Source organism: Streptosporangium sp. NPDC020072 (assembly GCF_040631445.1).
Lineage (GTDB): Bacteria > Actinomycetota > Actinomycetes > Streptosporangiales > Streptosporangiaceae > Streptosporangium.
On sequence record NZ_JBEYAB010000028.1, the window covers coordinates 22963 to 44690 of the forward strand.

The following is a 21728-nucleotide window of genomic DNA, read 5'->3' on the forward strand; positions in this document are numbered from 1 at the left end:
GTATGCGGACAAAGGAGGCCGGGCGTCGGCCGCCCCGGCGGATCCCGCCGCGCTGAGGCCGAGGTGACTCGGCCGGACACGAAGGCGCCGGAGTGCTCGCCGCCGGGTCGGCGCGCCTCCGTGCGTGTACCGAGCGCGACGCGGACCTGTGCTCCCCGTCGGTCGGCGGATTTCCGGCGAACTCGGTGATCGCCCTTCTGGTCTTCGTGCCGTTATCTGGTTCTGCGCATGACGCGACAGAGAGAACGGGTGCCATGGTCGCGGTTGAGGTCAATGCCGCATGCGGAGAGCGGAGGATCCCAAGTCAGCCGCGGCCCCGTCTGCCGGTCAACGGATTTGTCGTACCTCTCTGCGACACTCCCAGGATGCTGAACGCGGAACTGCTGCGGCCGTTGCTGAGAGCCGCATGGGGACCCGACACCTGTGATCCGGTGGGCCGCGAACAGTGGCGGCCGGACAACCCGGCGAGGAGTCAGTGCGGCACGACGGCACTGGTGGTTCAGGACCTGCTCGGCGGAGACCTGATCCTTGGCGAGGTCCATGTCGACGGGGCCAAGGCCTGGAACCACTACTGGAACCGGCTGCCTGACGGCACCGAGGTTGACTTCACCTCCGACCAGTTCGGCTCCGGCGAGGTCGTTGTCGGCGGCCACGTACAGCATCGGCCACCGGGCCCGCCCCGCCGGTGCCGTGAACAGTACGAACTGCTGCGCCAACGGGTGTTCACCGCCCTGGCCCCGTCGCGACCCGCCTGAGGAATACGCCGACAGGCGTGGGTCTCCGCGATCGGCCACCGGCGCGCACCGGGGCTTCCCGTTCGCCCGCAAGGACGTCGGCGACGGTGTGGTTCTCCTCGTGATCCTGGTCCGGCCAGGTGCCGCCCGCGGGCCCGAGGGCCGTTCGCCGACGACGTCCGCGGTAAGGATGATCCGAACGTGATGCCGGTGCCGGGCCGGGGGATCCATGCGGATGGAACGCTTGGAAAACAGCGGCGAAGCGGGCGAGCACCTTCAGGATCACTCCGTGTGCCGCCCGTGACGGAACCAGGCAGGCTCGCTATGACGCCGGTTCGGCCATGCTGAGGAGCGAGGCGAAGCCTTCTTCGTCGAAGATGGCCTCGAAGTCCTCGTCGGGAACCCGTCTGCCGTTGATGTCTACGGTGGGAGTTCCCGGGCCCGGCCGGCCTTCATATGTGCCCGCCTGCTGGTACTGCTGTTGCGATCTTGTAATGAAGTCCTGGTGCCTCATCCCTTTCACGGCTGTGTCGAAGGACGGGCTTCGGAGCCCGTCGACCAGAGAGGCCAGTTCGAGTAGCCGTGCCTCGGTAAAGCCGTCGTTCAGCTCATCGGGCTGGTGCGCGTAGAGGACCTCGTGGTACTCGGCGAACTTCCCGACCTCAAGGGCGGCTCGGAGGGCGTTGACGGCTCTTTTCGAGCCATTGCCGCCCAGTCGATCATCCAGGAAAGAGGCCAGCGTGTATTCGGCTTTCGCTTTCCGCTGCAGGACCCAGTTCCGCAGGACCGGTCCACCGCCCGTCAGCTCGAATTCCTCGCAGACCGGGCAGCGCGGATCTTCATACAGATGGACGGTGACGGCCGCGTTGGGATCACCGATCGAGACCGTCGTGCCGTCCTTTTCCAGCTTCTGCGGTACTTCGCTCAAGGACGCGTAGGATGCCCTGGCCCGCTCACTGCCGGATTCCCCGGATTGGGCCCATGCCACTGCCAGTACCGCCACGAGAAGCGCAGGGACCAGTCCTCTTTTCCAGCGCTTCACCGATATAACCCCCTAGGCCACGATTTTAGGGAGGGTAACATAACATATTATGATGATTAGATGTGGCAGGTCGCTCGAAAGGCGATATGAGATGGTTCCTCTGTCCTCCCGCACAAACCGTGCTTGATATGGAGGAGGCCGGTGGTCGTCTCCACGGAGGCGGTGTGTGAGTTTTCCGGCTGGATGGCGCGGTGCCCTGAGTGAGGACGGCCGTCACGTGATCCTTCGAGTGGCGAAGACCAAGTTCGAAACTTGAACCAGGCGATGGCCGGCGCGGCAGATCGAGACCGGCGATCCGGATCTGTTGCGATCCATGGCGAAGACCATGGCCGAGACGCCGATGTCGGCCGATGCCAATGTCCTGTGGCGCCGGACGCGGTGAGCGGACCGATGAACGCGCCGACCGCCGCGAGCGGCGACTCTGGCGTGCGCTGTCTTCGACCGGCCCGCCGTCGAGCGGATGTGCGTCCAGTAGGCCTGGGCCATCGAGGCCTTGGAGGCCGGGCAGCCATCGCGTGTGGGCACCTGGACCACGCGCGGCCGATGGGCGGGGGGCCCGCCACCACCTGGGGTTCGATGGGCTCGCCAGGTGCCGGATGCGCCTCGTCGCGGACGTCGTACCGGTCCACAACCCGCTTAATTTGTAGAAACAGGATCACGCGCCATCGGCGTGGACGTGACCCGCCCGGGCGGGCCCAGCCACAGGTCGAGCGTGTACCCGCTGGAAGAAGAGTGCCCCCGGCATGATTCGAACATGCGACACCCGCTTTAGGAGAGCGGTGCTCTATCCCCTGAGCTACGGAGGCAGGGACTCTCCATAAGAGTAGCGAAAGTGTGGAGTGGATGCGCGCCCGGAGGGGGAGTTGGCGGCGATCGCCGGGTTATCGGTTCGCTGAGCTGCGGTAAAAGGGCGGCAAGTGGACGAGTGCCGCCGGAGTGGCGACGCCTAGTGTCACACTCCGTGACGGACGGGCAACGGAAGCGAATCCACGGGCACCGAGCGTTGCAGCTGCTCGTGCTGTGCGGGGCGATGCTGGCGCCCGTGCTTCTGGCGATAGGCCTGCTGGTGGCGGAACTCACCGGATACCGGACAGGTTCTCGCGGGGTCGCCGGAGGTCAGTTCCGTGATGGCTTACCTCGTGGTCCTCGTATTCCCCACGAGTCTCATGCTCATGGGTTTCATGGCATCCGTAAGGGTTTCGAGGGCTCCGACACACAACCCGCCTTTCGAGGGCTCGGTGACATCGGCAGAGCCTTGAGGCACGAGAAGGACTGGGCGCTCGCTCGGGCGCATGATCGTGACCGCCGTGATTCCTACGTGGAAAGGGTGAAAGCGGCGAGGCAGGCACTTGGGGTTTGGGGAGTGACGGAGGAGGAGGGAAACGGTGGTTCGTCGCGCGCCATCGCCCTGGTGCCCGTCACGATCGCACCAGTGCGGGATGTGGTGCGCAGGGCCGAGGTCGTTCCCTCGGGCGCACTCCAGCGGCCGGATGCCGGCTCGCCGAGTACGGTCCTGGGACCGAGAGGTATCCCGCATCGGCATGGGCTCGTCCGCGTCTACGGGAGGCGGGTGCCGCCGGTGGCCGTCCCGAAGGCGCGCTCCGCGGGGGTCGCCAAGCCGCCTTCCCCGACTCGTGTGATCAGAAAGGAGCGTCCGGCTCCGCCGGTGCGACGGCCTGTCCAGAAGCCTCCGCGCCCCGAACCGTCGAACGACAGATTCGAGTGCCCCAAGGAGTGGCGGAACACCTGGTTGTGGGAGGTCTGCGTAGAAGAGATGCGCAACAAGACCTGAGCCACCAGATGGCCAAATGGGGTGTTTGACGCATATCAGCTGTACTGAGTCCGACCCAGGCACTTGGTTGACTGTAGTAACGTGCGTGCCTGACCCAGGTCACGAGTTCGCAAACGGAGGGGTCGAACGTGCCACCTCGTCGATCGGCGGGCCTGATCGTCGTCGTCGCGGCGATGTCTTCCCTCGTCCCGGGGGTGGCTACCGCGAATCCGACGCAGACGAAGGCCCAGTCGGTCGCCGCCGGTAAGTCGACCACCCTCGCAGAGAAAACGCGGGTCACCCCGACTGGAACCCTTCGCGCACCCGTCAACCTCACCGAGCTGCGGCGTGAGGCGGAGAAAGCAGCCAAGGAGCTGGAGAGCGCGACAAAGGCGCTGGAGCAGAGGCGTGCCAAGATCCAGGCTTCGGAGAAGGAACTGGCCGCCAAGCTCCGTGAGTTGCAGGTCGCGGAGCGGGCCTTCGCGCAGCTACGACAGCCGTTGTCGGACCTGATCGGTCAGCTCTACCAGCGTCCCCTCGGGGGCGACGCCCTTTTCTTCCTGGCCGGTGACGCCGACGCCTCCACCCTCAGAGCCATGGCCGACATCAACCAGATCGCGGCCGAACGCAACCAGGTCCTTGGGGACGGCGCCCGTCTGCAGGCGGAGAAGGAGCGCCTGGCGGGGGAGGCCCAGGAACTCCGGGCGAGCACCCTTCTGGCGGAAGCGCAGATGAACACCGAGATCCAGACCCTCAGGGACCGCTCCTCCAAGATCGTGAAATCGCTGACGCAGGCACTGGTGAAACTGGGGGTCAAGGTCAACAGGTCGGGCAACCCCGTGGGGGGGTGTGATCCGACGAGGGCGACCTCTCTGGAGGACTTCCCCAACGGCCTGATCCCCAAGGCCTATCTCTGTCCGCTCCAGCAACAGGGCAACCAGCTGCGGGCCGACGCGGCGTTGGCGTTCATCAGCCTGAACGAGGCCTACCGGCAGAGGTTCGGCAAGCACATGTGCGTGACGGACAGCTATCGGAGCCTGGCCGAACAGCAGTCCGTCTACTACCGCAGGCCCGGATTCGCCGCCGTGCCCGGACGCAGCAACCACGGTCTCGGGCTCGCCGTGGACCTGTGCGGGGGCGTGGAGCGGTTCCGGTCGGCCGAGTTCAACTGGCTGGAGGCCAACAGCAAGAAGTACGGCTGGATGCATCCGAAATGGGCGTATGTCAGTCCTTTTGAGCCTTGGCACTGGGAGTACGACCCAAAGCTTGGCTCCCTGCTGTAGGGCTGCGACGTGGTCGCGAAGCCATGGCGCGCCTTTCGCGACCAGCGCCCTTTATGGCCGGTGCCTTTCGTGATCAGCGGACAGGGGTGACCTGGGCGGTGCACTGGGAGCAGCGGACGGCGGCCCGGGGGATCTCGGAGAGGCATTCGGGGCAGTCGCGCAGGCTGCTCTCCTCCCGCCTGGCGAACCTGGAGGAGAGCTTCTCGTAGGGGCTGACGATGAGGAAGTAGATGACGGCCGCCACGATCAGGAACGAGATCAGGGCGTTGAGGAAGAGGCCGTACTTGATCTCGCCCCCGCCGATGCGCAGGGTGAGCGCGGAGAAGTCGGGACGCCCGCCGATGGCGGCTATCAACGGCGTGAGGATGTCGCTGACGAAGGAGTTCACGATCGCCGTGAAGGCGGCGCCGATGATCACCGCGACGGCGAGGTCGATCACGTTGCCCCGTAGCAGGAAGTTCTTGAATCCGTTGATCATGGTTCCCCCTCGTCCATGTGCTCAGCCGGCATCCATGTCATCACCTTGGGTATCTGTCACATTACTTTATGTGAGGGTTGATAGTGATCGAGAGGTGACCACCCACCTGGGCGGACGCCAGCTCGGCGGCCTGTGCCGATGAGGTGGCCAGCACCACGAGCGCGCCCTGGTCCGCCTCGCCTCCAGGCGTGGCCAGTACGGTGACCCCCTCGGCCACGGTCCGGGCGGGGGCGGCGCCGTCCCAGGAGGAGGGGGTGGCGAGCACGTTCACGACGTCGCCGGCGGACAGCAGGCGCGCCGTCTGAGGGTCCGCGACCCGGACAGGGGTGGCGACCGTCCCCGGCCCCCGGGCGGACAACAGGCCGGGACCCAGCAGACGGACGTTCGTCAGCGGCTCCCCTCGTCGCACGGGACCGGTCAGGACCCTGCCGACGATCGGCGCGCCGGGTTTCAGCGCGCCGTCGGGGACGGTCTCGGGCCGCATGGCGACCGCTCTCAGGTCGGAGGCGCCCAGCGCCCCTCCGGGAAGATCCCTGGCTGCGGTGAGCACGGTCACCGACGCACTGCCGGGCCTTAGCCCGACCAGGGCACAGGCCATCGCCGACGCGGCGACGAGGGCCGCGACGATCCGATGACGACGCCCTCCGAAACGGAGCAGGGCGTCCACGCCACGGACCGGGGAGCCGGGAGCGGAGGGGGCGCGAGGGCGGGCGGGAGACCGAGCCGGGGGACCGGCCGGATCGCGGAGGACGCGCATGTCTGACTCCGGGGGTGGTCGAAGATCCGGTCGTCGGAACGACCGGACATCAGTGGGTGAGACGGCGGGAGAGAACGCCGGAAGAGCCGAAGGCGGGAGGCGTCGACGTGCTGGGAGCCGGTGAGAGGCCGCGGGAGGAAAGACCTTCTGAGGTACCGGAGGCGGGGAACGCGGCCTCGGGAGTGGTGCGGGGCGCCTCTCGCGGAGCGAGGCGATGCTTGGACGGGACCGAGGAGTACGCGGGTCGGCTGAGCGGCCGGGTCTCGCCGTACGAAGATGTGTCGTCTCGGGCAGTGGTGTCTGGGACGGCCGAACAGAGCGGACGGGCGGTGCCGTACGGCAGGCCCGGCGCGGAAGCCGGGCGCCTGCCGTAGGAGATCTTGGTCAGCCGGGGAGCTCGAAGGGGAGGGACAGGCCGTTCAGAGTGTTGGGACAGGGGCAGGCGCGCTCTTCGGGCAGGGCGGTGACGACGTCGGCGACCAGGGAGCGCATCCGGTTGATGTTGGTGGAGAAGAAGGCCAGGACCTCCTCGTGGGTCACCCCTTCACCCACCTCGACGCCGGCGTCGTGATCGGTGACCAGGGACAGCGTGGTGTAGCACATGGCCAGCTCACGGGCGAGGACCGCCTCGGGGGAGCCGGTCATGCCGACGATCGTCCAGCCGTTGGAGGTGAACCAGCGGGACTCGGCGCGGGTGGAGAACCGAGGGCCCTCGATGACCACCAGCGTGCCGTCCTTGGCCAGCTCCCACCCGGAGGACTGGGCGGTCTCGATGGCCGCCGTGCGCCCCAGGGGGCAGTAGGGATCGGCGAAGGAGACGTGAACGACGCCGCCGGTGTCGTAGTAGGTCTGGGTGCGTCCCAGGGTGCGGTCGACGAGTTGGTCGGGAACGACCAGGGTGCCGGGGCCGAGCTCGGGACGCAGGGAACCGACCGCGCTGGGGGCCAGAACCTGGCGGACACCCAGGGAGCGCAGGGCCCACAGGTTGGCGCGGTAGGGGATGAGGTGAGGGGCGAAACGGTGGTCGCGGCCGTGCCTGGGCAGGAAGGCGACCGACCGCGATCCGATCCGGCCGACGGTGATGACGTCGCTGGGCGGGCCGTAGGGGGTGCTTACCTCGACCTCTGCCGCGTCGTCGAGCAGAGAGTAGAAGCCTGAGCCGCCGATGACTCCGATGTCCGCTTTGGTGACCATGGCGCCGAGATTAGCGTTATCGACGAGCCGTTGAGGAGGCCCATGCGCGTCCTGTGGATAACTGGAGAAGAGCACATTCTCCCTGTGGAGAACCGGGCCGTGATCCTGGACAACAGCGTCATGGATCGTGAAACCCGCTATGAAAACGGTCAAGGGCGGTGGGTCGCATAAAAGCCCATGATCCAGGTGAAAGCGTCGCGGAAACGGTTCAACAGGGCCCTGTCGTAAAGCCGATCCCTCCGGGGCGATCCGACAACCGTGAGGGGCCGGACACGACGGGCGTCCCCGGGACAGACATGGCCCGGATGAACAAACCTGGCTGATCCCTGCCAGGGCATGCCGTACGGAAACAAGAGCCGTGGGTAGGGGAACGGCATGGATGTCGCGCGCCGTACGGGGGCCGGGGTGGGGCTCGTCATCGGGGCGCTCATGCTGGGCATGTTGCTCGCCGCCCTCGACCAGACCATCGTCGCCACCGCGCTTCCGACGATCGTGGCCGACCTCGGCGGCCTCGGGGAGCTTTCCTGGGTGGTCACGGCCTACATGCTGGCCTCGACGGTCTCGACGCCGTTGTGGGGCAAACTCGGCGACCAGTACGGCAGGAAGGGACTCTTCCAGGCGGCCGTCGTCATCTTCCTCATCGGCTCCGCGCTGTGCGGCCTGTCGCGGAACATGGGACAGCTGATCGGCTTCCGCGCCCTGCAGGGGCTCGGCGGGGGCGGGCTCATGGTGCTGGCCCAGGCGATCGTCGGGGACGTCGTGCCGGCCAGGGAGCGTGGGAGGTACCAGGGGTTCTTCGGCGCGGTCTTCGCCGTCTCCAGCGTCGCGGGGCCGCTGCTCGGCGGCCTGTTCGTCGACCGTCTGTCCTGGCACTGGGTCTTCTACGTCAACCTGCCGGTCGGGGTTGTGGCGTTCGCCGTCATCTCCTCCGCGCTGCCCCAGGACACGGAACGGACCCACCACGTCATCGACCATCTCGGCATCGTCCTGCTCGGTTCGGCCGCCGCCTGTCTGGTGCTGGTGACGACCTGGGGCGGCACCGTCTACCCCTGGACCCACCCGGTCGTCGTCGGCCTGGTGCTGGTGGCGGCGCTCCTGCTGGCCCTCTGGTGGCGGGTGGAGAACCGGGCCAGGGAGCCCGTGCTGCCGCCCCATCTGTTCCGGTCGAGGGCCTTCGGCGTGGCGTCGCTGATCGGCTTCGCCGTGGGCTTCGCGATGTTCGGCTCGCTCACCTACATGCCGCTGTTCCTCCAGGTCGTGCAGGGGGTCTCGCCCACGTGGTCCGGCATCCACCTGCTGCCGATGATGGCGGGCATGCTGGTGACCTCGATCGTCAGCGGTCAGATCATCACCCGGACCGGGAGGTACAAGGTCTTCCCGATCGCGGGTGGCGCGGTCACCACGCTCGGGCTCTGCCTGCTCTCCCGGGTCCGGGTGGACATCCCGGTCCTCGAACTGAGCGTCTACCTGCTCGTACTGGGCGTCGGCATCGGCCTGGTGATGCAGGTGCTGGTGATCGTGGTGCAGAACGCCGTCGGTTTCGAGGACCTGGGGGTGGCCACCTCGGGGGTCACCTTCTTCCGCTCCATCGGCGGTTCCTTCGGCGTCGCCGTCGCGGGCACGGTCTTCGCCTCACGGCTGACCGACGACCTCGTACGGCTGTCGCGGACCGTACGGCTCCCGCCGGGGGTCGCCACGGCGGTCCAGTCGGATCCGACGGCCGTCAGGAGGTTGGAGCCCGGGGCCATGGCGGCGTTCCTGGCGGCCTACTCGGACGCGATCGCCGGGGTGTTCCTGTACACCGCGCCCGTCGCGCTGGTGGCCTTCGCAGCGGCCTGGCTGCTGCCCGAGGTGCCGTTGCGCGAGACCACCAGGCCCGCGGACCTGGGGGAGTGCTATGGCGCGGTGTCCGCGCAGCGTTCCTCGTTGCGCGAGGTGGAACGCGGGCTGTGGCGACTGGCCGACGCGGACATGCGCCGGGACTACTACCGCCGTCTCGGGGAGACGGCCGGTCTCGACCTGCCGCCGGGTTCGGTGTGGCTGATCGCCAGATTGGGCACCGGGGGCGGTCAGAAAAGCGTGGAACTCGCCGAACGGGCGGGGGTCACGGTCGAGAGGGGCAGGCCGTACGCGGATCTGCTCGTCACGCGAGGGCTGGCCCGCCGTACCGACGGCGGCGGGCGCCTTGAACTGACCCCGGCCGGTGAACGGGTGGCCGGGGCACTTGTCGCCGAGGCCCGCGAGGGGCTGCGGCGGATGATCGACGACTGGGACCCCGCGCGGCATCCAGGGCTTCGTGAGCTGCTGGACAGGCTGCCCCACGAGATGCTCGGCTCGGCCTCCGACCGCCCCCGAGGAGCCGCCGGAGCGTGACGGGTGCCGCGCTAGGAGGCCGCGGGAGCCGGGGTGCCGGCGGCGGCGGGCTTGGACTCGCTCGGCTTGGACTCGCTTGACTTCGACTCTCCGGACGAGCCGGAGGAGGCGGACGTCGAGGACGAGCTCACCGTGCTGGTAGAGGAGGACCTGCTGTCGGTCCGGTAGAAGCCGGAGCCCTTGAACACGATGCCGACCGCGGAGAACACCTTGCGCAGCTCACCGGCACAGGACGGGCACTCGGTGAGCGCGTCGTCTGAGAACTTCTGGACGATGTCGAACTCGTTGCCGCATGCGCTGCAGGCGTACTGGTAGGTGGGCACCGTTCCTCCTCCTTCGATCCGCGCCGTCTGGCACTCTACTGACGCGACTGCTAATGATAGGCAGCCGACAAGCATAAACGCGAGTCGGATCTGTCGCATTCCGGGTGGGAATGAATGGATCAGCTGCCCCGCTCGCCGAACCAGCCCGCCAGCTTGCCCCGGCGGCTGATCGCCTTCATCCTGCGCTCGACCGTTTCCCTGCAGGCCGCGGTCGTCACGATCAGGAGTTGGTCGTCGATCCTGATCCTCGTCGAGTCCGAGGGAACGAACGTCCTGCCGTCCCTGACGATCAGGGTGACCTGGGCGTCGGTCGGCAACCGTAGCTCGAAGACCTCGACGCCGTGGAGCTTGGAGGTCGGCGGCACCTTGACCTGCAGCAGGTCGGCGTTGAGTTCCTCAAGGGGAGCGGACTCGACCTCAAGGTCACGTGCCTCGTCCGGTGTCGACAGGCCGAGGGCCTTGGCGACGAAGGGCAGCGTCGGCCCCTGCAGCAGCGTGTAGACGACGACGATCACGAAGACCTCGTTGAACACGAGTTTCGCGACGCCGTTGTGCACCGAGTTGGCCGCCCAGGGGATGGTCGCCAGCACGATGGGCACCGCGCCGCGCAGTCCCGCCCAGGACAGGAAGGCCTGCTCCCGCCAGTTGAGCCGGTCGATCCGCGCGCTCCTGACGATCAGGGCGGAGACAACGATCGAGAGCGGCCTGGCAACGGCGACCAGGATCAGTCCGGCGACCAGGCCCGGAATGATCGCCGACGGCATCTCGGAAGGGCTGGCCAGCATGCCGAGCATGACGAACAGGCCGATCTGGGCCAGCCAGGCGACGCCCTCGGCGAAGCCCCTCGACGAGGCGCGGTGGGGCATCCGGGAGTTGCCCATGACCAGGGTGGCCAGGTAGACCGCGAGGAAACCGCTGCCGTGCAGGAGTACGGCGCCCGCGTAGGCGACGAACGCCAGCGCGAGCACCGCGATCGGGTACAGGCCGGAGATCGGCAGCGCGATACGGCGCAGCGCGTAGACGCCGAGCGGCCCGACCGCCAGGCCGACGACCGCTCCGACGGCCAGTTCGACGACGACCATCAGCAGTGCCTCTCCCAGGCTGGGGGAGGCGGCGGCGCTCAGCAGCATGACCGCGATGACGGTCGGCGCGTCGTTGAACCCGGACTCGGCTTCGAGGATGCCCGCCAGCCGGGAGGGCAGGGGCAGGCGGCGCAGTACGGAGAACACCGCCGCGGCGTCGGTCGAGGCGAGGACCGCGCCGAGCAGCAGAGAGGTCCGCCAGTCCATGTCGAGCAGGGTGTGCACCGCGGCGGCGACGGTGGCGATGCTCACCCCGACCCCGACGGTCGCGAGCACGAGCGCGGTGGGAATGGAGCGCCGTACGTGGTTCCAGTTGGTGGTCAGGCCACCTTCGGCGAGGATCACCGCCAGGGCGATCAGGCCCATCTGCTGGGCGAGCACCGGGTTCTCGAACTGGAGCCCGAGGCCGGACTCACCGATGAGCAGACCGAAGGCCAGGAAGATCAGGAGACTGGGAAGTCCGCTGCGGTGGGCGACCCGTACCGCGACGATCGCCGCGATGACGACACCCGCACCGAGAAGCAGCCAGACATCCAACCCCATCCGGTCCCCTCTCTGATTCCAGGGACCATTGTGTCGTATTGGACAGAGTCGTTAGGCACATCAAGGGACAATTCGGGTGATTCCATTTGGTTGCGCGACGTAACGAACCGGTATGTCGTGCGGTTCTCCGGGGACGTCTTCCCGCAGCTCATTCGCGTAGAGCAGGGCGACCGTGGGCACATTCGGGCCGACCCTGGCCAGGGCCCTGTCATAGGAGCCACCACCGCGGCCGAGCCGCACCCCGGTGGAGCGGTCTACCGCCAGGGCGGGCACGATCACCAGGGCCGCGGTCCTGACGGCGTCCACGCCACGCCGGGTGTCGACCGGCTCCATGATCCCGAAACGCCCGGGGGCGAGGGTGTCGGGACCGTCGTAGACAGCCCAGTCGAGATCGTCGTCCTCACGCAGCACCGGAAGCATCACGGTGGCGCCGTGCTTCCACAGCGCGAAGACGAGCCCGTGGGTCGAGGGCTCGGTGCCGATCGACCAGTAACACGCCACCAGCCCCGCCATCTGGACCCACGGCTGTTCGAGCAGCGACTCCCTCGTCATGACGGAGGCGGTGTGCCTGTCTTCCTCGGAAACCGCGGCGCGCGCGACCCCGATCGCCGACCGCAGCCTCGGCTTGTCCACAACCCCTCCACTATCGTTTTCGTATGGCCGACTTCGATCTCGTGACCAAAGCCGTCGTCCCTGCCGCGGGCCTGGGCACCCGCTTCCTACCGGCGACCAAGGCGACTCCCAAGGAGATGTTGCCGATCGTCGACAAGCCCGCAATCCAGTATGTCGTCGAGGAGGCGGTCTCCGCCGGTCTGCTCGACGTCCTCATGGTCACCGGCAAGAACAAGCGCTCCATCGAGGACCACTTCGATCGAGCCATCGAGCTGGAGGAAGTCCTGGAAGCGAAGGGTGACGACGAACGGCTCTCGCAGGTGCGCGAGCCCGCCGATCTGGCCACCCTCCACTACGTACGGCAGGGCGAGCCGAGGGGTCTCGGCCACGCGGTGCTGTGCGCCAAGCAGCACGTCGGCGACAACCCCTTCGCCTGCCTGCTCGGCGACGACCTGATCGACTACCGCGACGAACTGCTCAAACGCATGATCGAGGTCCGCCAGGCCCACGGCGGCAGCGTCATCGCCCTGATGGAGGTCCCCAAGGAGCAGGTGTCCCTGTACGGCTGCGCGGCCATCGAGCCGACCGATGAGGACGACGTGGTCCGGGTCACCGACCTGGTCGAGAAGCCCCCGGCGGAGGAGGCGCCGTCCAACTGGGCGATCATCGGCCGTTACGTGATCGACCCGGCCGTGTTCGAGGTCCTTGAGAACACCCCGCCCGGCCGCGGGAACGAGATCCAGCTCACCGACGCCCTGCGCACCCTGGCCGCCCGTGGTGGCGACGAGGGCGGTCCGGTGCACGGCGTGCTGTTCCGCGGCCGTCGCTACGACACCGGCAACAAGCTCGACTACCTGCGCACGGTGGTCCAGTTCGCCGCCGACCGCCCCGACCTGGCGCCCGAGTTCCTGCCCTGGCTGAAGGAGTTCCTGGCCAACCGATGACCTCCATGAGATCGGTCGACGAGCACCTCGCCGACATCCTGCTCGCCGTACGGCCGACGGCCCCGAGGGAGACGGGGCTTCAGGAGGCGCTGGGCACGGTCCTGGCCGAGGATGTCGCCTCTCCCGTCGCGCTGCCACCCTTCGCGAACTCGGCCATGGACGGCTACGCCGTACGGGCGTGTGACGTCGCGGAGGTTCCGGTGACGTTGCCGGTCACCGGTGACGTCGCGGCCGGTGAGGGCGGACGGCCGGTCGCCGCGCCGGGGACGGCCATGCGCATCATGACCGGCGCCCCCATGCCTGAGGGCGCGGACACGGTCATACCGGTCGAGTGGACGGACGGCGGTAGGGAACAGGCCAGGTTCGAACGGTCCGCGCCCGCCGGGAACGCGATCCGCCTGGCGGGCGAGGACGTCCTGGCGGGCGACGTCGTGCTCCCCGAGGGGACACTGATCGGACCCGCCCAGCTCGGCATCCTGGCCGGGGTCGGCCGCGCCCACGCGCTGGTACGGCCCCGCCCACGGGTGGTGGTCATCTCGACCGGCTCCGAACTGGCCGAGCCGGGCACGCCGCTGGGGCCGGGGCAGATCTGGGAGTCCAACAGCTACGCCCTGGCCGCGGCGGTGCGGGAGGCGGGCGGTGAGGCCTACCGGGCCGGGATCACCGCCGACGACGCCACGGGCTTCCTCGACCAGCTCAACGCCCACCTGTCCGAGGTCGACGCCGTGATCACCAGCGGCGGGGTCTCGATGGGGGCCTACGAGCCGGTCAAGGAGGCGCTCGGCGATCTCGACACCTTCCGCTTCGAGAAGGTCGCGATGCAGCCGGGCATGCCCCAGGGCTTCGGAGTCGCGGGGGAGGGCCGGATCCCGGTCTTCGCCCTGCCGGGCAACCCGGTGTCGTCGTTCGTGTCGTTCGTACTGTTCGTCGGGCCCGCGCTGCGGAAGATGCGAGGGCTGGAGCCGGGGCCCGTGCCGGCCGTACGGGCCGTGACCCTCGCCCCGCTGCGCTCGCCCCAGGGCAAGCGGTCCTACCTGCGCGCCGTGCTCGCCGGGGGATCCGTCACCCCGGTGACCAGACAGGGCTCCCACCAGCTCGCCGCGCTCGCCACGGCGAACGCGTTGATCGTGATCGACGAGGACGTAACCGCGGTGCCCGAGGGAACGGAAGTCGAGGTCATCCCGCTATGAGTGGCTTCACGCACATCGACGAGACCGGCGCGGCGCGCATGGTGGACGTCTCGGCCAAGGACGTCACGGTCCGTACGGCCCGCGCGACCGGCAGGGTGCTGCTGTCCGAGCAGGCCGTCGCCCTGCTGCGGTCGGGTGAGGTGCCCAAGGGCGACGCGCTCGGCACCGCGCGGATCGCAGGCATCATGGGGGCCAAACGCACCCCTGACCTGGTCCCGCTCTGCCATCCGATCGCGCTGCACGGGGTGAAGGTCGAGCTGACCGTGGCCGACGACGGGGTGGACGTCGTCGCCCTGGTCAGGACCGCCGACCGGACCGGCGTCGAGATGGAGGCGCTGACCGCCGTCTCGGTCGCGGCCCTCACACTGATCGACATGGTCAAGGCGGTCGATCCGGCGGCCGTGATCACCGACGTCCGGGTCGAGGAGAAGACCGGCGGCAAGACCGGGACGTGGACCAGGACATGAGAGCCTTGGTGATCACCGCCTCCAACCGGGCCTCTGCCGGGATATACGAGGACAAATCAGGAAAGCTCCTGGCGGAGCTGCTCGCCGAGGCCGGATGCCAGGTGGACGGCCCACGGGTGGTTCCCGACGGAGAACCGGTCGAACAGGCCCTGCGCGCCGGGATCGCCGAAGACTACGACGTGATCGTCACCACCGGTGGCACCGGGCTGACCCCCTCCGACCTGACCCCGGAGATGACCGCGCGGGTGCTCGACCGCGAGATCCCCGGCATCGCCGAGGCCGTACGGCAGGCCAACCGCGACCGGGTGCCCACCTCGATCCTGTCCAGAGGGCTCGCGGGACAGGCCGCCGACACCCTGGTCGTCAACCTCCCGGGCTCCTCCGGCGGGGTCCGCGACGGCATGGCGGTGCTCGCGCCGATCCTCGGCCACGCGGTCGACCAGATCAGGGGAGGCGACCACCCCCGATGACGCCCTCCTGTCGCACACGCTGACAGGCCGGGGGACTCCATGGCACGTCGGCGCGTCTTGGGAGGATGATGGGGAACGTGGATCGACTTCGTGGCTGGCCGGTGACCCTGACGGAGGGCCCGGTGGGACTCCGGCCGCTGCGCCTGCGAGACGTTCGTGTCTGGCGCGAGACGCGGCTGCGCAACGCCGGCTGGCTTCGCCCCTGGGAGCCGAGCAATCCGGAGACCCCGCTCTTCCGGACCGGTCTCGGCCCCTACATCTCGATGGCGGGCACCCTGCGCAGGGAGGCCAGACAGGGGCTCGCCCTGCCCTGGGTGATGACCTACCGTGGCGCCTTCGCCGGGCAGCTCACCATCGGCGCCATCGTCTGGGGCTCGGCCAGGTCGGCTCAGATCGGCTACTGGATCGACGGCGCCCTGGCGGGCCGGGGCATCACCCCGACCGCCGTGGCGATGGCGGTCGACTACTGCTTCTTCACCACCGGTCTGCACCGGGTTGAGGCGAATATCCGTCCGGAAAATCACGCGAGCCGACGGGTGGTTGAAAAACTGGGGTTTAGGGAGGAAGGCATAAGACGGCGCCAGCTGCACATAGATGGCGCTTGGCGCGACCACATTTGTTACGCGCTCACGGTTGAAGACGCACCAAGAGGTTTGCTGGTGCGTTGGCGCAGGGCCCGGGAGGCGGCGGCCCATGGTGGCCCTCCCCATGAAGAGGCTTGAAGATCTCGCGACACACCGCACTGAATACTCGTCAAATAGTGACACGCGGTCTTACTGTGCGTGACGTGAGCACATTGGAGACGCCAAAGGACCCCAGGCGTTTCCATGCTGCCCGGAGGTGGCCGTGAGCAGCGTTCTTCTGTACCTGGCCATTGTCGTCATGTGGTTGTGCGTGCTCGTGCCCATGTGGTTGCGTCGCGACCGGGCCGCCTTCACCGAACTCACCGAGGACGCCGAGCCGTACGTTCAGGACGAGGAGGAACTGCCCTCAGAGGACTCGGTCGAAACGCAGCGTGACATCGTTCTCCCCTCGGCGCCGTCGGCCCCGGTCGTCCGGGAAAACCTGGACAGGCCGTCCGACCCCCGTCCGGCTGAGTCGTCCGGCTCCCGTCAGACCGGAGCGTCCGATCGTCCGGCGGAGGCGTCGTCCGGCTTCCGGGAGACCTCGTCGGAGGCGCCCGCGCCTCGTGTGACCCCCGCCCCGCCCACCCGGCCCCTACGGCGCTCCGCCACGGAACGCAGGCGTGCGGAACTGCGCGGCCGGGCCAGACGGGTGGCCAAACGCAGACGGTTGACCCTGTGGTGCTTTCTCCTGGTCGTCGCCTCAACGGTGACGGCCTCTGTTCAGGTCATCCCCTGGTGGGGCGTGGCGCCCTCTGTGACCCTTCTCGGCCTCTATCTGGTGGTTCTCAGGAGCGCCGTACGGCTCGACGCCCAGCGTCGTCAGGCCGCGGCTCAGGCGCGTGCGGAACGCGCCAGGCGGGCCCGCAGGCGGGCCGAGCTTGAGACACGGCGCCCGGCCGCCGAGATCATCGACCTGTCGGCCCACCGCGACGAGATCTTCGACCAGTACGCCGAACCGAACCGCCGCGCGGTCGGCGACTGATCTCCTCCACACCCCGGTGCACGGATGGCGCGAGCGCCTCCGGATGTTTGCTAATCTAGGGGACGTCTTCGGGGATGTAGCGCAGTCCGGTAGCGCACTTCGTTCGCATCGAAGGGGTCAGGGGTTCGAATCCCCTCATCTCCACCGAGGGCCGTTCTTGAAACGGCTGGACTGAAGTTGACGGGATCCCGTCTGATCATCGCGATCAGGCGGGATCTTGTTGTTTCAGGGGTTTCCGAATCGGGTTCGTCCTGGTTTGGGAGCTGCGGAGCAGGCGTCCGGGAAGGCCCAGATGGTGTCGGGCCGCTGGTGGAGGACCGAGATCCGGCCGTTGGGCATGGCGAAGCCGACGGCGAGTGGGGCGCTGCGAGGAGATGGTGGGATTCGCGGCTTATGGGGCTGGTGGTGGCCTGCTCCGGCTTGGAGGTGGCGTGCCGTCGAAAGGATCGAGTGGAGTCTGCGGAGTGTCGGCGGGTGTGACGGGCTCGTCTTGGGGTTGGCGGGTGTGGCGCCACTGGTCGAGGAAGTGGTCGTTGGCGACGGTGACGAGCAATGCGACCAGGATGGTCTGGGCGACGCGTCCGTGGGCGAGCCGGTTCTTGGGATCGCCGAGGTCGAGGTCGTGTCCCTTGAGTCTGCCGTTGATGCCTTCGGTGTTGGCGCGGACGGACTTGTAGGTCCCGATCCAGGCGGAACTCAGGTAGGCGAGGTCCTGGCGGAACTTGTCGAGGTGGCCGAGATCGTCCTTGCGGACGGTGATGGTGTGCTGGCTGCAGATCTTCGGCAGTTGGTCGGCCTTCAGATCAGGTTGTGGCGGCAGGACGCGGGATGGGCGGCTCGCTGCCGGGCGTCGGTCAGGTCGACAGCGGTGGGTCGGCTGGGTCCGCGCTGGTGGAGGCGGTCGAAGCGGGGGCAGGTGACCGATGGGGAGGTGCTTGCTGCCGGGCACTGGTAGCGGACGGCGCCGTCCGCGTTCGCGCTCTGTTTGAGGCGCAGCAAGTACGGTTCTCGCGCGGCGATCAGCGCGGCGAGCTCTTCCGACGTGTTGCGCCGCCTGCGGGCCGTGGACGACCCCGACTACATCGGCCCGGGCGGCATCGAGGTGGGCACTGCATCGGGGGGATCCGTCATGATCGAATGGGGTGCCTACGCGGGCATCATGCGAGACGTGGTTCGCGATCTGCCGGCCGGTGCGTTGATCGCCGGCGTCAACTGGCACGCCACCTTCCTCTACGCCGTTGACGGCCAAGTGCGCGCCAGGTTCGATCCCATGTATCGCGGCTACAGCCCCATACGCCACCTGGACGACCAACTTCTCGACGGCGAGTACCTCGACATGATTCCCGGCTACCAGGATCCCGGTGACGGGTTCATCGACCGCCATCTCCAGGCTGCACTCGCCCTTGCCGAGCACCGTACCGGTGCCCGTCTGGAACCTCAGCACCTGCAGCCGATGCCCTTGTATGCGACTACTACTCGCCTGAGCATGGTGGCGCGCCAGAACCTGCCTGACATCACCCCATGACCCTACCGCGTCCGGGCCGTGCAAAAGTGCCTCGGCGGAGGCGGGGAAAGATCACTCTCTTGGCGGGAAGTGAAGCCGGGAAATGATCAACGTCCTGGCCCAGGTCTTGTAATCATGTAATTGATTGATAATACTGGGCACATGCCAGGAGATCGGGTCCCGGAAACGGACAAGGCGGCACGTACGAGGAAGCGCATCCTGGATGCGGCCCTGGACGAGTTCTCCGCCAAGGGGTACAGCGGCGCTCGCACCGCGGCCATCGCCAAGCGCGCCGGTGTCAATGTGCAGTTGATCTCCTACTACTTCGGCGGCAAGGAAGGTCTGCTGGAAGAGCTTCTGTCGAGCTGGCAGGAGCGGCGCACGAAGCTGGTCCCGGCCAGCAAGGCCGAGCCGTTCCTGGAGAGCTTCCGCATGGTGTTGAACGCCACCTTGCGTGATCCCCGGCGGGCCCGTCTGGTGGTATGGCAGGCGCTCGGTGATTACCCCGGCGACACCGACGCGCTGGCGCGGGAATGGCGCACGGTGGCTGCCGCCGCCGTCGAGCAGACACGCGCCCGGCAGGCTTCGGGAGAGATCGGCGACGGCCACTCGCCCGAGTTCGTCGCGCTGCTTTCCTTTCTGCTCGCCTTCGCTCCGGTTGCGCTTCCGCAGGTGATCGAGGGGATCTACGAGGTGGATCCGTTGTCGCAGGAGTACCGGCAACGCGTGAGCGAGGATCTCTCGGCCTTTCTCGATGTACGGCAGGTGTGAGGCTCGTCCTCATCGATAAAATCATTCAACTGATTGAATATGGAGATCTCATGACCAGTGTCCTCGTCACAGGAGCCACCGGCCAGCAGGGCGGCGCCGTCGTCGCACGCCTCCTCAAGCACGGCCACGAACCCGTCGCTTACGTCCGCGACCCCGCGACCCCGGCGGCGGACGCGCTCGCCGCGCAGGGCATCCGCCTCGCGGTCGGAGATCTCGCTGATCGCGAAGCCCTCACCAGGGCGGCGAAGGGCATGGACGCGATCTTCGGGCTGACGGTTCCCTTCGGCGAGAACGGCGCCGCCGAGGAGATCGCCCAGGGCCGCGCCCTCGCCGACGCGGCGGGGGCGGCGGGCGCACACCTGGTGTACTCCTCGGTCAAGGGGGCGGCGAGCGGCGTCGACTTCACCGTCGAGCATGCCTCCGCCAAGCAGGTCGTGCACCGCTACCTCATCGAGCAAGGCACCACTTTCACGAGTGTTCAGCCGGCCTACTTCATGGAGAACGCGCTCAACGTGGGCTTGACCCGGCTGAACCAGGGCGTCTACGCCTTCCCGCTCTCTCCTGACCGCAAGCTCGACCAGGTCTCCGTGCTGGACATCGCCGGCATGGCCGTCCATGCGATCGAGAACCCCACCAAGCTGTACGGGAGAGCGATCGATGTCGTCTCCGACAGCGTGACCACCCTGGAAGCCGCGCGGTTCCTGTCGGAGGCCATCGGCTCGCCCGTGCCGTACGAGAACATTCCCATTCCGATGATCCGCCAGTGGGCCGGGGACGATATCGCCGACATGTTCCAGAGTTTCGAGGACAACCGGGCGCACACCGATATAGCCGCGCTGCATGCGGAGTTCCCGGAAGTGGGCTGGCACTCCTACCTGGCCTGGGCGCAGACCGTTGACTGGGACCAGGTGCTCGCTCAGCAGCCCAGCTGGGGCTGAACAACCTTCGATGAGGGCGGCGGCGCTGAAAGCGGTCCTCAAGTTTCGCGCTACCGCAAGCCTCGCCTGGGAAGCCATCTTCCAACGAGCCTCGCCGCCCAGGCCACACCCACTCGTGAACGCCCCACCCAGAGCCGTTCTTGAAACGGCTGGACTGAGGTTGACGGGTCCCGTCTGATCATCGCGATCAGACGAGATCTTGTCGTTTCAGAGGTCTCCGAATTGGGTTCGTCCTGGTTTGGGGCTGCGGAGCAGGTGTCCGGGAAGGCTCGGGTGGGCGGGTGACCGACGGGTCCGGAGCCACCACCCGGCAGTCACCCCAGCTCGGACTCACTCAAGGACAGCTCTTGGAGCAGGGTTCGAGGTGCAGTCTGCTGTTTCGTGAGTTGGCGTTCCTGTCTTACTTCGCGGTCGATTGCCCAGGCATCCGCCACTGGGCCCACGTGCCCGAGCTTGTCGGGGTTGATCACCGCGTGGATCGTCTGGATCTGCCCGTCGAGTACGTCGAGCGCCAGGATGTGGAGTACCTTGCCGTCTCGGCCGCGAAAGACCGCGCCCGGCTGGCCGTTGATCTCATGCGGCTCGAACGTCACGCCGATCAGAGCCATCCGGGGGAAGACAGAGGCAAGCAGCCGGGCCACGTTCTGGGCGCCGAAGACGGCCTTGGCCAGCTGCGGGGCTCTGCCGCCGCCGTCGCCGACCATCGATACGTCGGCGGACAGGAGTTTCTGCAGGCCGGCGACGTCGCCTTCGTGAAGGGCGTTGAAGAACCGCGACGCCAGTTCTTCCCGCGATTTGCGGGCCGCCTCGAAGCGGGGCCGGCCTGCGGCCATATGGCGCCGCGCCCGCACGACCAGCTGGCGGCACGCCGCCTCCGAGCGCCCCACGGCCGACGCGACCTCGGAAAGCCGAAGTCGAACACCTCACGCAGCACGAAGACCGCCCGCTCAAGCGGGGACAGGCGGCCGCGGCCAAGCTGACCACCGGCGGCGCGAACGTGATCATGGTCCCGCTGGACGTGACCTCGGAGGAGTCGGTGAGAGACGCGGTACGGCTCGTTCGGGAGCACACCGACCGATTGGACGTGTTGATCAACAACGCCGGCGCGCCGGGAAGGGCCGTCGCACCCGCGGACGCGACGGTTGACGAGATTCACTCCGTCTACGACACCAACGTGTACGGACCGGTCAGAGTCACGCACGCATTTCTTCCCCTGCTGCGGGCGGCGGACAATCCGCGGGTGGTGATGGTGTCCAGCGCCGTCGGTACCTCGCGGTCGTGACCGATTCGGGGCAGCCCGCCTCGAAGATGCACGAGCTCGCCCACAGCTCGTCGAAGGCGGCGCTGAACATGATCACCGTCCGGTACGCCCAGGCGCTCCCGGAGATCAAGTTCAACATGGTCACTCCTGGAGAAGTCGCCAACCGCAAGTTCGCCGCCACCGACATGAACGGTCACACCGGCCAGCTGACGGTCACCGAAGGCACCGACCCGATCGTCGAACTCGCGATGATCGACGCCGACGGGCCGACCGGGATCTTCATTGATCGCCTAGTAGTGCTTTGTTAGGTCAGCCTGTTGTGACTGGTCAATGCCACCGTGTGATGGTTCGCTCCGGATGTGACCCCCGAACAGCTCACACGT

Annotated in this window: 23 protein-coding genes and 2 tRNA genes; 15 read left to right on the top strand and 10 right to left on the bottom strand. The window is 67.8% G+C overall.

The features are described 5' to 3' along the window. Positions 1-365 precede the first annotated feature (365 nt). Complete coding sequence (locus tag ABZ470_RS40950; protein WP_352014192.1) at positions 366-755, top strand: hypothetical protein; 390 nt, start codon at positions 366-368, stop codon at positions 753-755. A 301-nt stretch (positions 756-1056) separates the two neighbouring features. On the opposite strand, the gene ABZ470_RS40955 is transcribed toward ABZ470_RS40950, so the two are convergent. Together ABZ470_RS40955 and ABZ470_RS40960 are read right to left on the bottom strand one after the other, a co-directional pair. Next, positions 1057-1662: a thioredoxin domain-containing protein gene (locus ABZ470_RS40955; RefSeq protein WP_362918552.1), complete on the bottom strand. Its 606-nt coding sequence runs from the start codon at positions 1660-1662 to the stop codon at positions 1057-1059. An 847-nt stretch (positions 1663-2509) separates the two neighbouring features. Continuing rightward, a tRNA-Arg gene (locus ABZ470_RS40960) sits at positions 2510-2582 on the bottom strand. A 1114-nt stretch (positions 2583-3696) separates the two neighbouring features. Between ABZ470_RS40960 and ABZ470_RS40965 the strand changes: the two genes are divergently transcribed. Continuing rightward, entirely contained in the window at positions 3697-4830 is a 1134-nt protein-coding gene (locus ABZ470_RS40965; RefSeq protein ID WP_362918554.1) for a D-alanyl-D-alanine carboxypeptidase family protein, read from the top strand. A gap of 73 nt (positions 4831-4903) precedes the next feature. Here the strand turns inward: ABZ470_RS40965 and mscL are convergent, their stop codons facing one another. The 3 genes from mscL to ABZ470_RS40980 form a co-directional block, all read right to left on the bottom strand. Next, positions 4904-5308 carry a large conductance mechanosensitive channel protein MscL gene (mscL, locus tag ABZ470_RS40970; RefSeq protein WP_352014189.1) on the bottom strand — a complete coding sequence of 135 codons (405 nt, stop codon included), beginning with the start codon at positions 5306-5308 and terminating at the stop codon, positions 4904-4906. Positions 5309-5369: 61 nt separating this feature from the next. Then, the gene (locus ABZ470_RS40975; protein WP_362918556.1) at positions 5370-6065 is read right to left on the bottom strand and encodes an SAF domain-containing protein; all 696 of its coding nucleotides are present in this window, start codon (positions 6063-6065) and stop codon (positions 5370-5372) included. Between the two features lie 384 nt (positions 6066-6449). Then, positions 6450-7259, bottom strand: a complete 810-nt coding sequence (locus tag ABZ470_RS40980) for an S-methyl-5'-thioadenosine phosphorylase (protein ID WP_362779462.1) — start codon at positions 7257-7259, stop codon at positions 6450-6452. 375 nt (positions 7260-7634) lie between these two features. Between ABZ470_RS40980 and ABZ470_RS40985 the strand changes: the two genes are divergently transcribed. Then, a complete protein-coding gene (locus ABZ470_RS40985; RefSeq protein ID WP_362918558.1) occupies positions 7635-9632 on the top strand; it encodes an MDR family MFS transporter in 1998 nt (665 codons plus the stop codon). Positions 9633-9643: 11 nt separating this feature from the next. Here ABZ470_RS40985 and ABZ470_RS40990 read toward each other — a convergent pair whose 3' ends face one another. The 3 genes from ABZ470_RS40990 to ABZ470_RS41000 all read right to left on the bottom strand — a co-directional run bounded on the left by ABZ470_RS40990 (position 9644) and on the right by ABZ470_RS41000 (position 12213). Beyond that, positions 9644-9955, bottom strand: coding sequence for an FmdB family zinc ribbon protein (locus ABZ470_RS40990; RefSeq protein WP_362779466.1), 312 nt, complete (start codon positions 9953-9955; stop codon positions 9644-9646). Between the two features lie 119 nt (positions 9956-10074). Next, a complete protein-coding gene (locus tag ABZ470_RS40995; protein ID WP_362918560.1) occupies positions 10075-11580 on the bottom strand; it encodes a potassium/proton antiporter in 1506 nt (501 codons plus the stop codon). 60 nt (positions 11581-11640) lie between these two features. Further along, positions 11641-12213: a 5-formyltetrahydrofolate cyclo-ligase gene (locus ABZ470_RS41000; protein ID WP_352014183.1), complete on the bottom strand. Its 573-nt coding sequence runs from the start codon at positions 12211-12213 to the stop codon at positions 11641-11643. Positions 12214-12236: 23 nt separating this feature from the next. Here ABZ470_RS41000 and galU point away from each other — a divergent pair, with 23 nt between their 5' ends. From galU to ABZ470_RS41035, 7 genes are all read left to right on the top strand, one after another. Beyond that, the gene (galU, locus tag ABZ470_RS41005) at positions 12237-13136 is read left to right on the top strand and encodes a UTP--glucose-1-phosphate uridylyltransferase GalU (RefSeq protein ID WP_352014182.1); all 900 of its coding nucleotides are present in this window, start codon (positions 12237-12239) and stop codon (positions 13134-13136) included. Between the two features lie 5 nt (positions 13137-13141). After that, entirely contained in the window at positions 13142-14326 is a 1185-nt protein-coding gene (glp, locus tag ABZ470_RS41010; protein ID WP_362918578.1) for a gephyrin-like molybdotransferase Glp, read from the top strand. Continuing rightward, positions 14323-14793 (top strand): cyclic pyranopterin monophosphate synthase MoaC, encoded by a 471-nt coding sequence (moaC, locus tag ABZ470_RS41015; RefSeq protein WP_352014181.1) that lies wholly within the window; start codon positions 14323-14325, stop codon positions 14791-14793. Before glp ends, moaC begins: the two co-directional genes overlap by 4 nt. Further along, a complete protein-coding gene (locus tag ABZ470_RS41020) occupies positions 14790-15263 on the top strand; it encodes a MogA/MoaB family molybdenum cofactor biosynthesis protein (RefSeq protein ID WP_352014180.1) in 474 nt (157 codons plus the stop codon). The genes moaC and ABZ470_RS41020 overlap by 4 nt, the downstream gene beginning before the upstream one ends. A gap of 68 nt (positions 15264-15331) precedes the next feature. Further along, positions 15332-15985 carry a GNAT family protein gene (locus ABZ470_RS41025; protein WP_352014343.1) on the top strand — a complete coding sequence of 218 codons (654 nt, stop codon included), beginning with the start codon at positions 15332-15334 and terminating at the stop codon, positions 15983-15985. A gap of 124 nt (positions 15986-16109) precedes the next feature. Then, on the top strand, positions 16110-16871 hold the full coding sequence (locus tag ABZ470_RS41030; RefSeq protein ID WP_362918562.1) for a hypothetical protein: 762 nt from the start codon (positions 16110-16112) through the stop codon (positions 16869-16871). Positions 16872-16941: 70 nt separating this feature from the next. After that, positions 16942-17015: transfer RNA gene (locus ABZ470_RS41035), tRNA-Ala, on the top strand. A gap of 247 nt (positions 17016-17262) precedes the next feature. Here the strand turns inward: ABZ470_RS41035 and ABZ470_RS41040 are convergent. After that, positions 17263-17820 (bottom strand): hypothetical protein, encoded by a 558-nt coding sequence (locus tag ABZ470_RS41040; RefSeq protein WP_362918564.1) that lies wholly within the window; start codon positions 17818-17820, stop codon positions 17263-17265. Positions 17821-17934: 114 nt separating this feature from the next. On the opposite strand from ABZ470_RS41040, the gene ABZ470_RS41045 reads away from it, so the two are divergent. The 3 genes from ABZ470_RS41045 to ABZ470_RS41055 all read left to right on the top strand — a co-directional run bounded on the left by ABZ470_RS41045 (position 17935) and on the right by ABZ470_RS41055 (position 20084). After that, on the top strand, positions 17935-18396 hold the full coding sequence (locus ABZ470_RS41045) for a DUF6461 domain-containing protein (RefSeq protein ID WP_362918566.1): 462 nt from the start codon (positions 17935-17937) through the stop codon (positions 18394-18396). A 141-nt stretch (positions 18397-18537) separates the two neighbouring features. After that, a complete protein-coding gene (locus tag ABZ470_RS41050) occupies positions 18538-19146 on the top strand; it encodes a TetR family transcriptional regulator (RefSeq protein ID WP_362918568.1) in 609 nt (202 codons plus the stop codon). Then, positions 19143-20084 carry an NmrA family NAD(P)-binding protein gene (locus tag ABZ470_RS41055; protein WP_362918570.1) on the top strand — a complete coding sequence of 314 codons (942 nt, stop codon included), beginning with the start codon at positions 19143-19145 and terminating at the stop codon, positions 20082-20084. Before ABZ470_RS41050 ends, ABZ470_RS41055 begins: the two co-directional genes overlap by 4 nt. Positions 20085-20398: 314 nt before the next feature. Here ABZ470_RS41055 and ABZ470_RS41060 read toward each other — a convergent pair whose 3' ends face one another. Continuing rightward, on the bottom strand, positions 20399-20971 hold the full coding sequence (locus ABZ470_RS41060; protein ID WP_362918572.1) for a hypothetical protein: 573 nt from the start codon (positions 20969-20971) through the stop codon (positions 20399-20401). Positions 20972-21081: 110 nt separating this feature from the next. Here ABZ470_RS41060 and ABZ470_RS41065 point away from each other — a divergent pair, with 110 nt between their 5' ends. Both ABZ470_RS41065 and ABZ470_RS41070 read left to right on the top strand, forming a co-directional pair. Continuing rightward, positions 21082-21366: an SDR family NAD(P)-dependent oxidoreductase gene (locus tag ABZ470_RS41065; protein WP_362918574.1), complete on the top strand. Its 285-nt coding sequence runs from the start codon at positions 21082-21084 to the stop codon at positions 21364-21366. Further along, positions 21363-21653, top strand: coding sequence for a hypothetical protein (locus tag ABZ470_RS41070; RefSeq protein WP_362918576.1), 291 nt, complete (start codon positions 21363-21365; stop codon positions 21651-21653). The genes ABZ470_RS41065 and ABZ470_RS41070 overlap by 4 nt, the downstream gene beginning before the upstream one ends. The last annotated feature ends 75 nt before the right edge of the window (positions 21654-21728 follow it).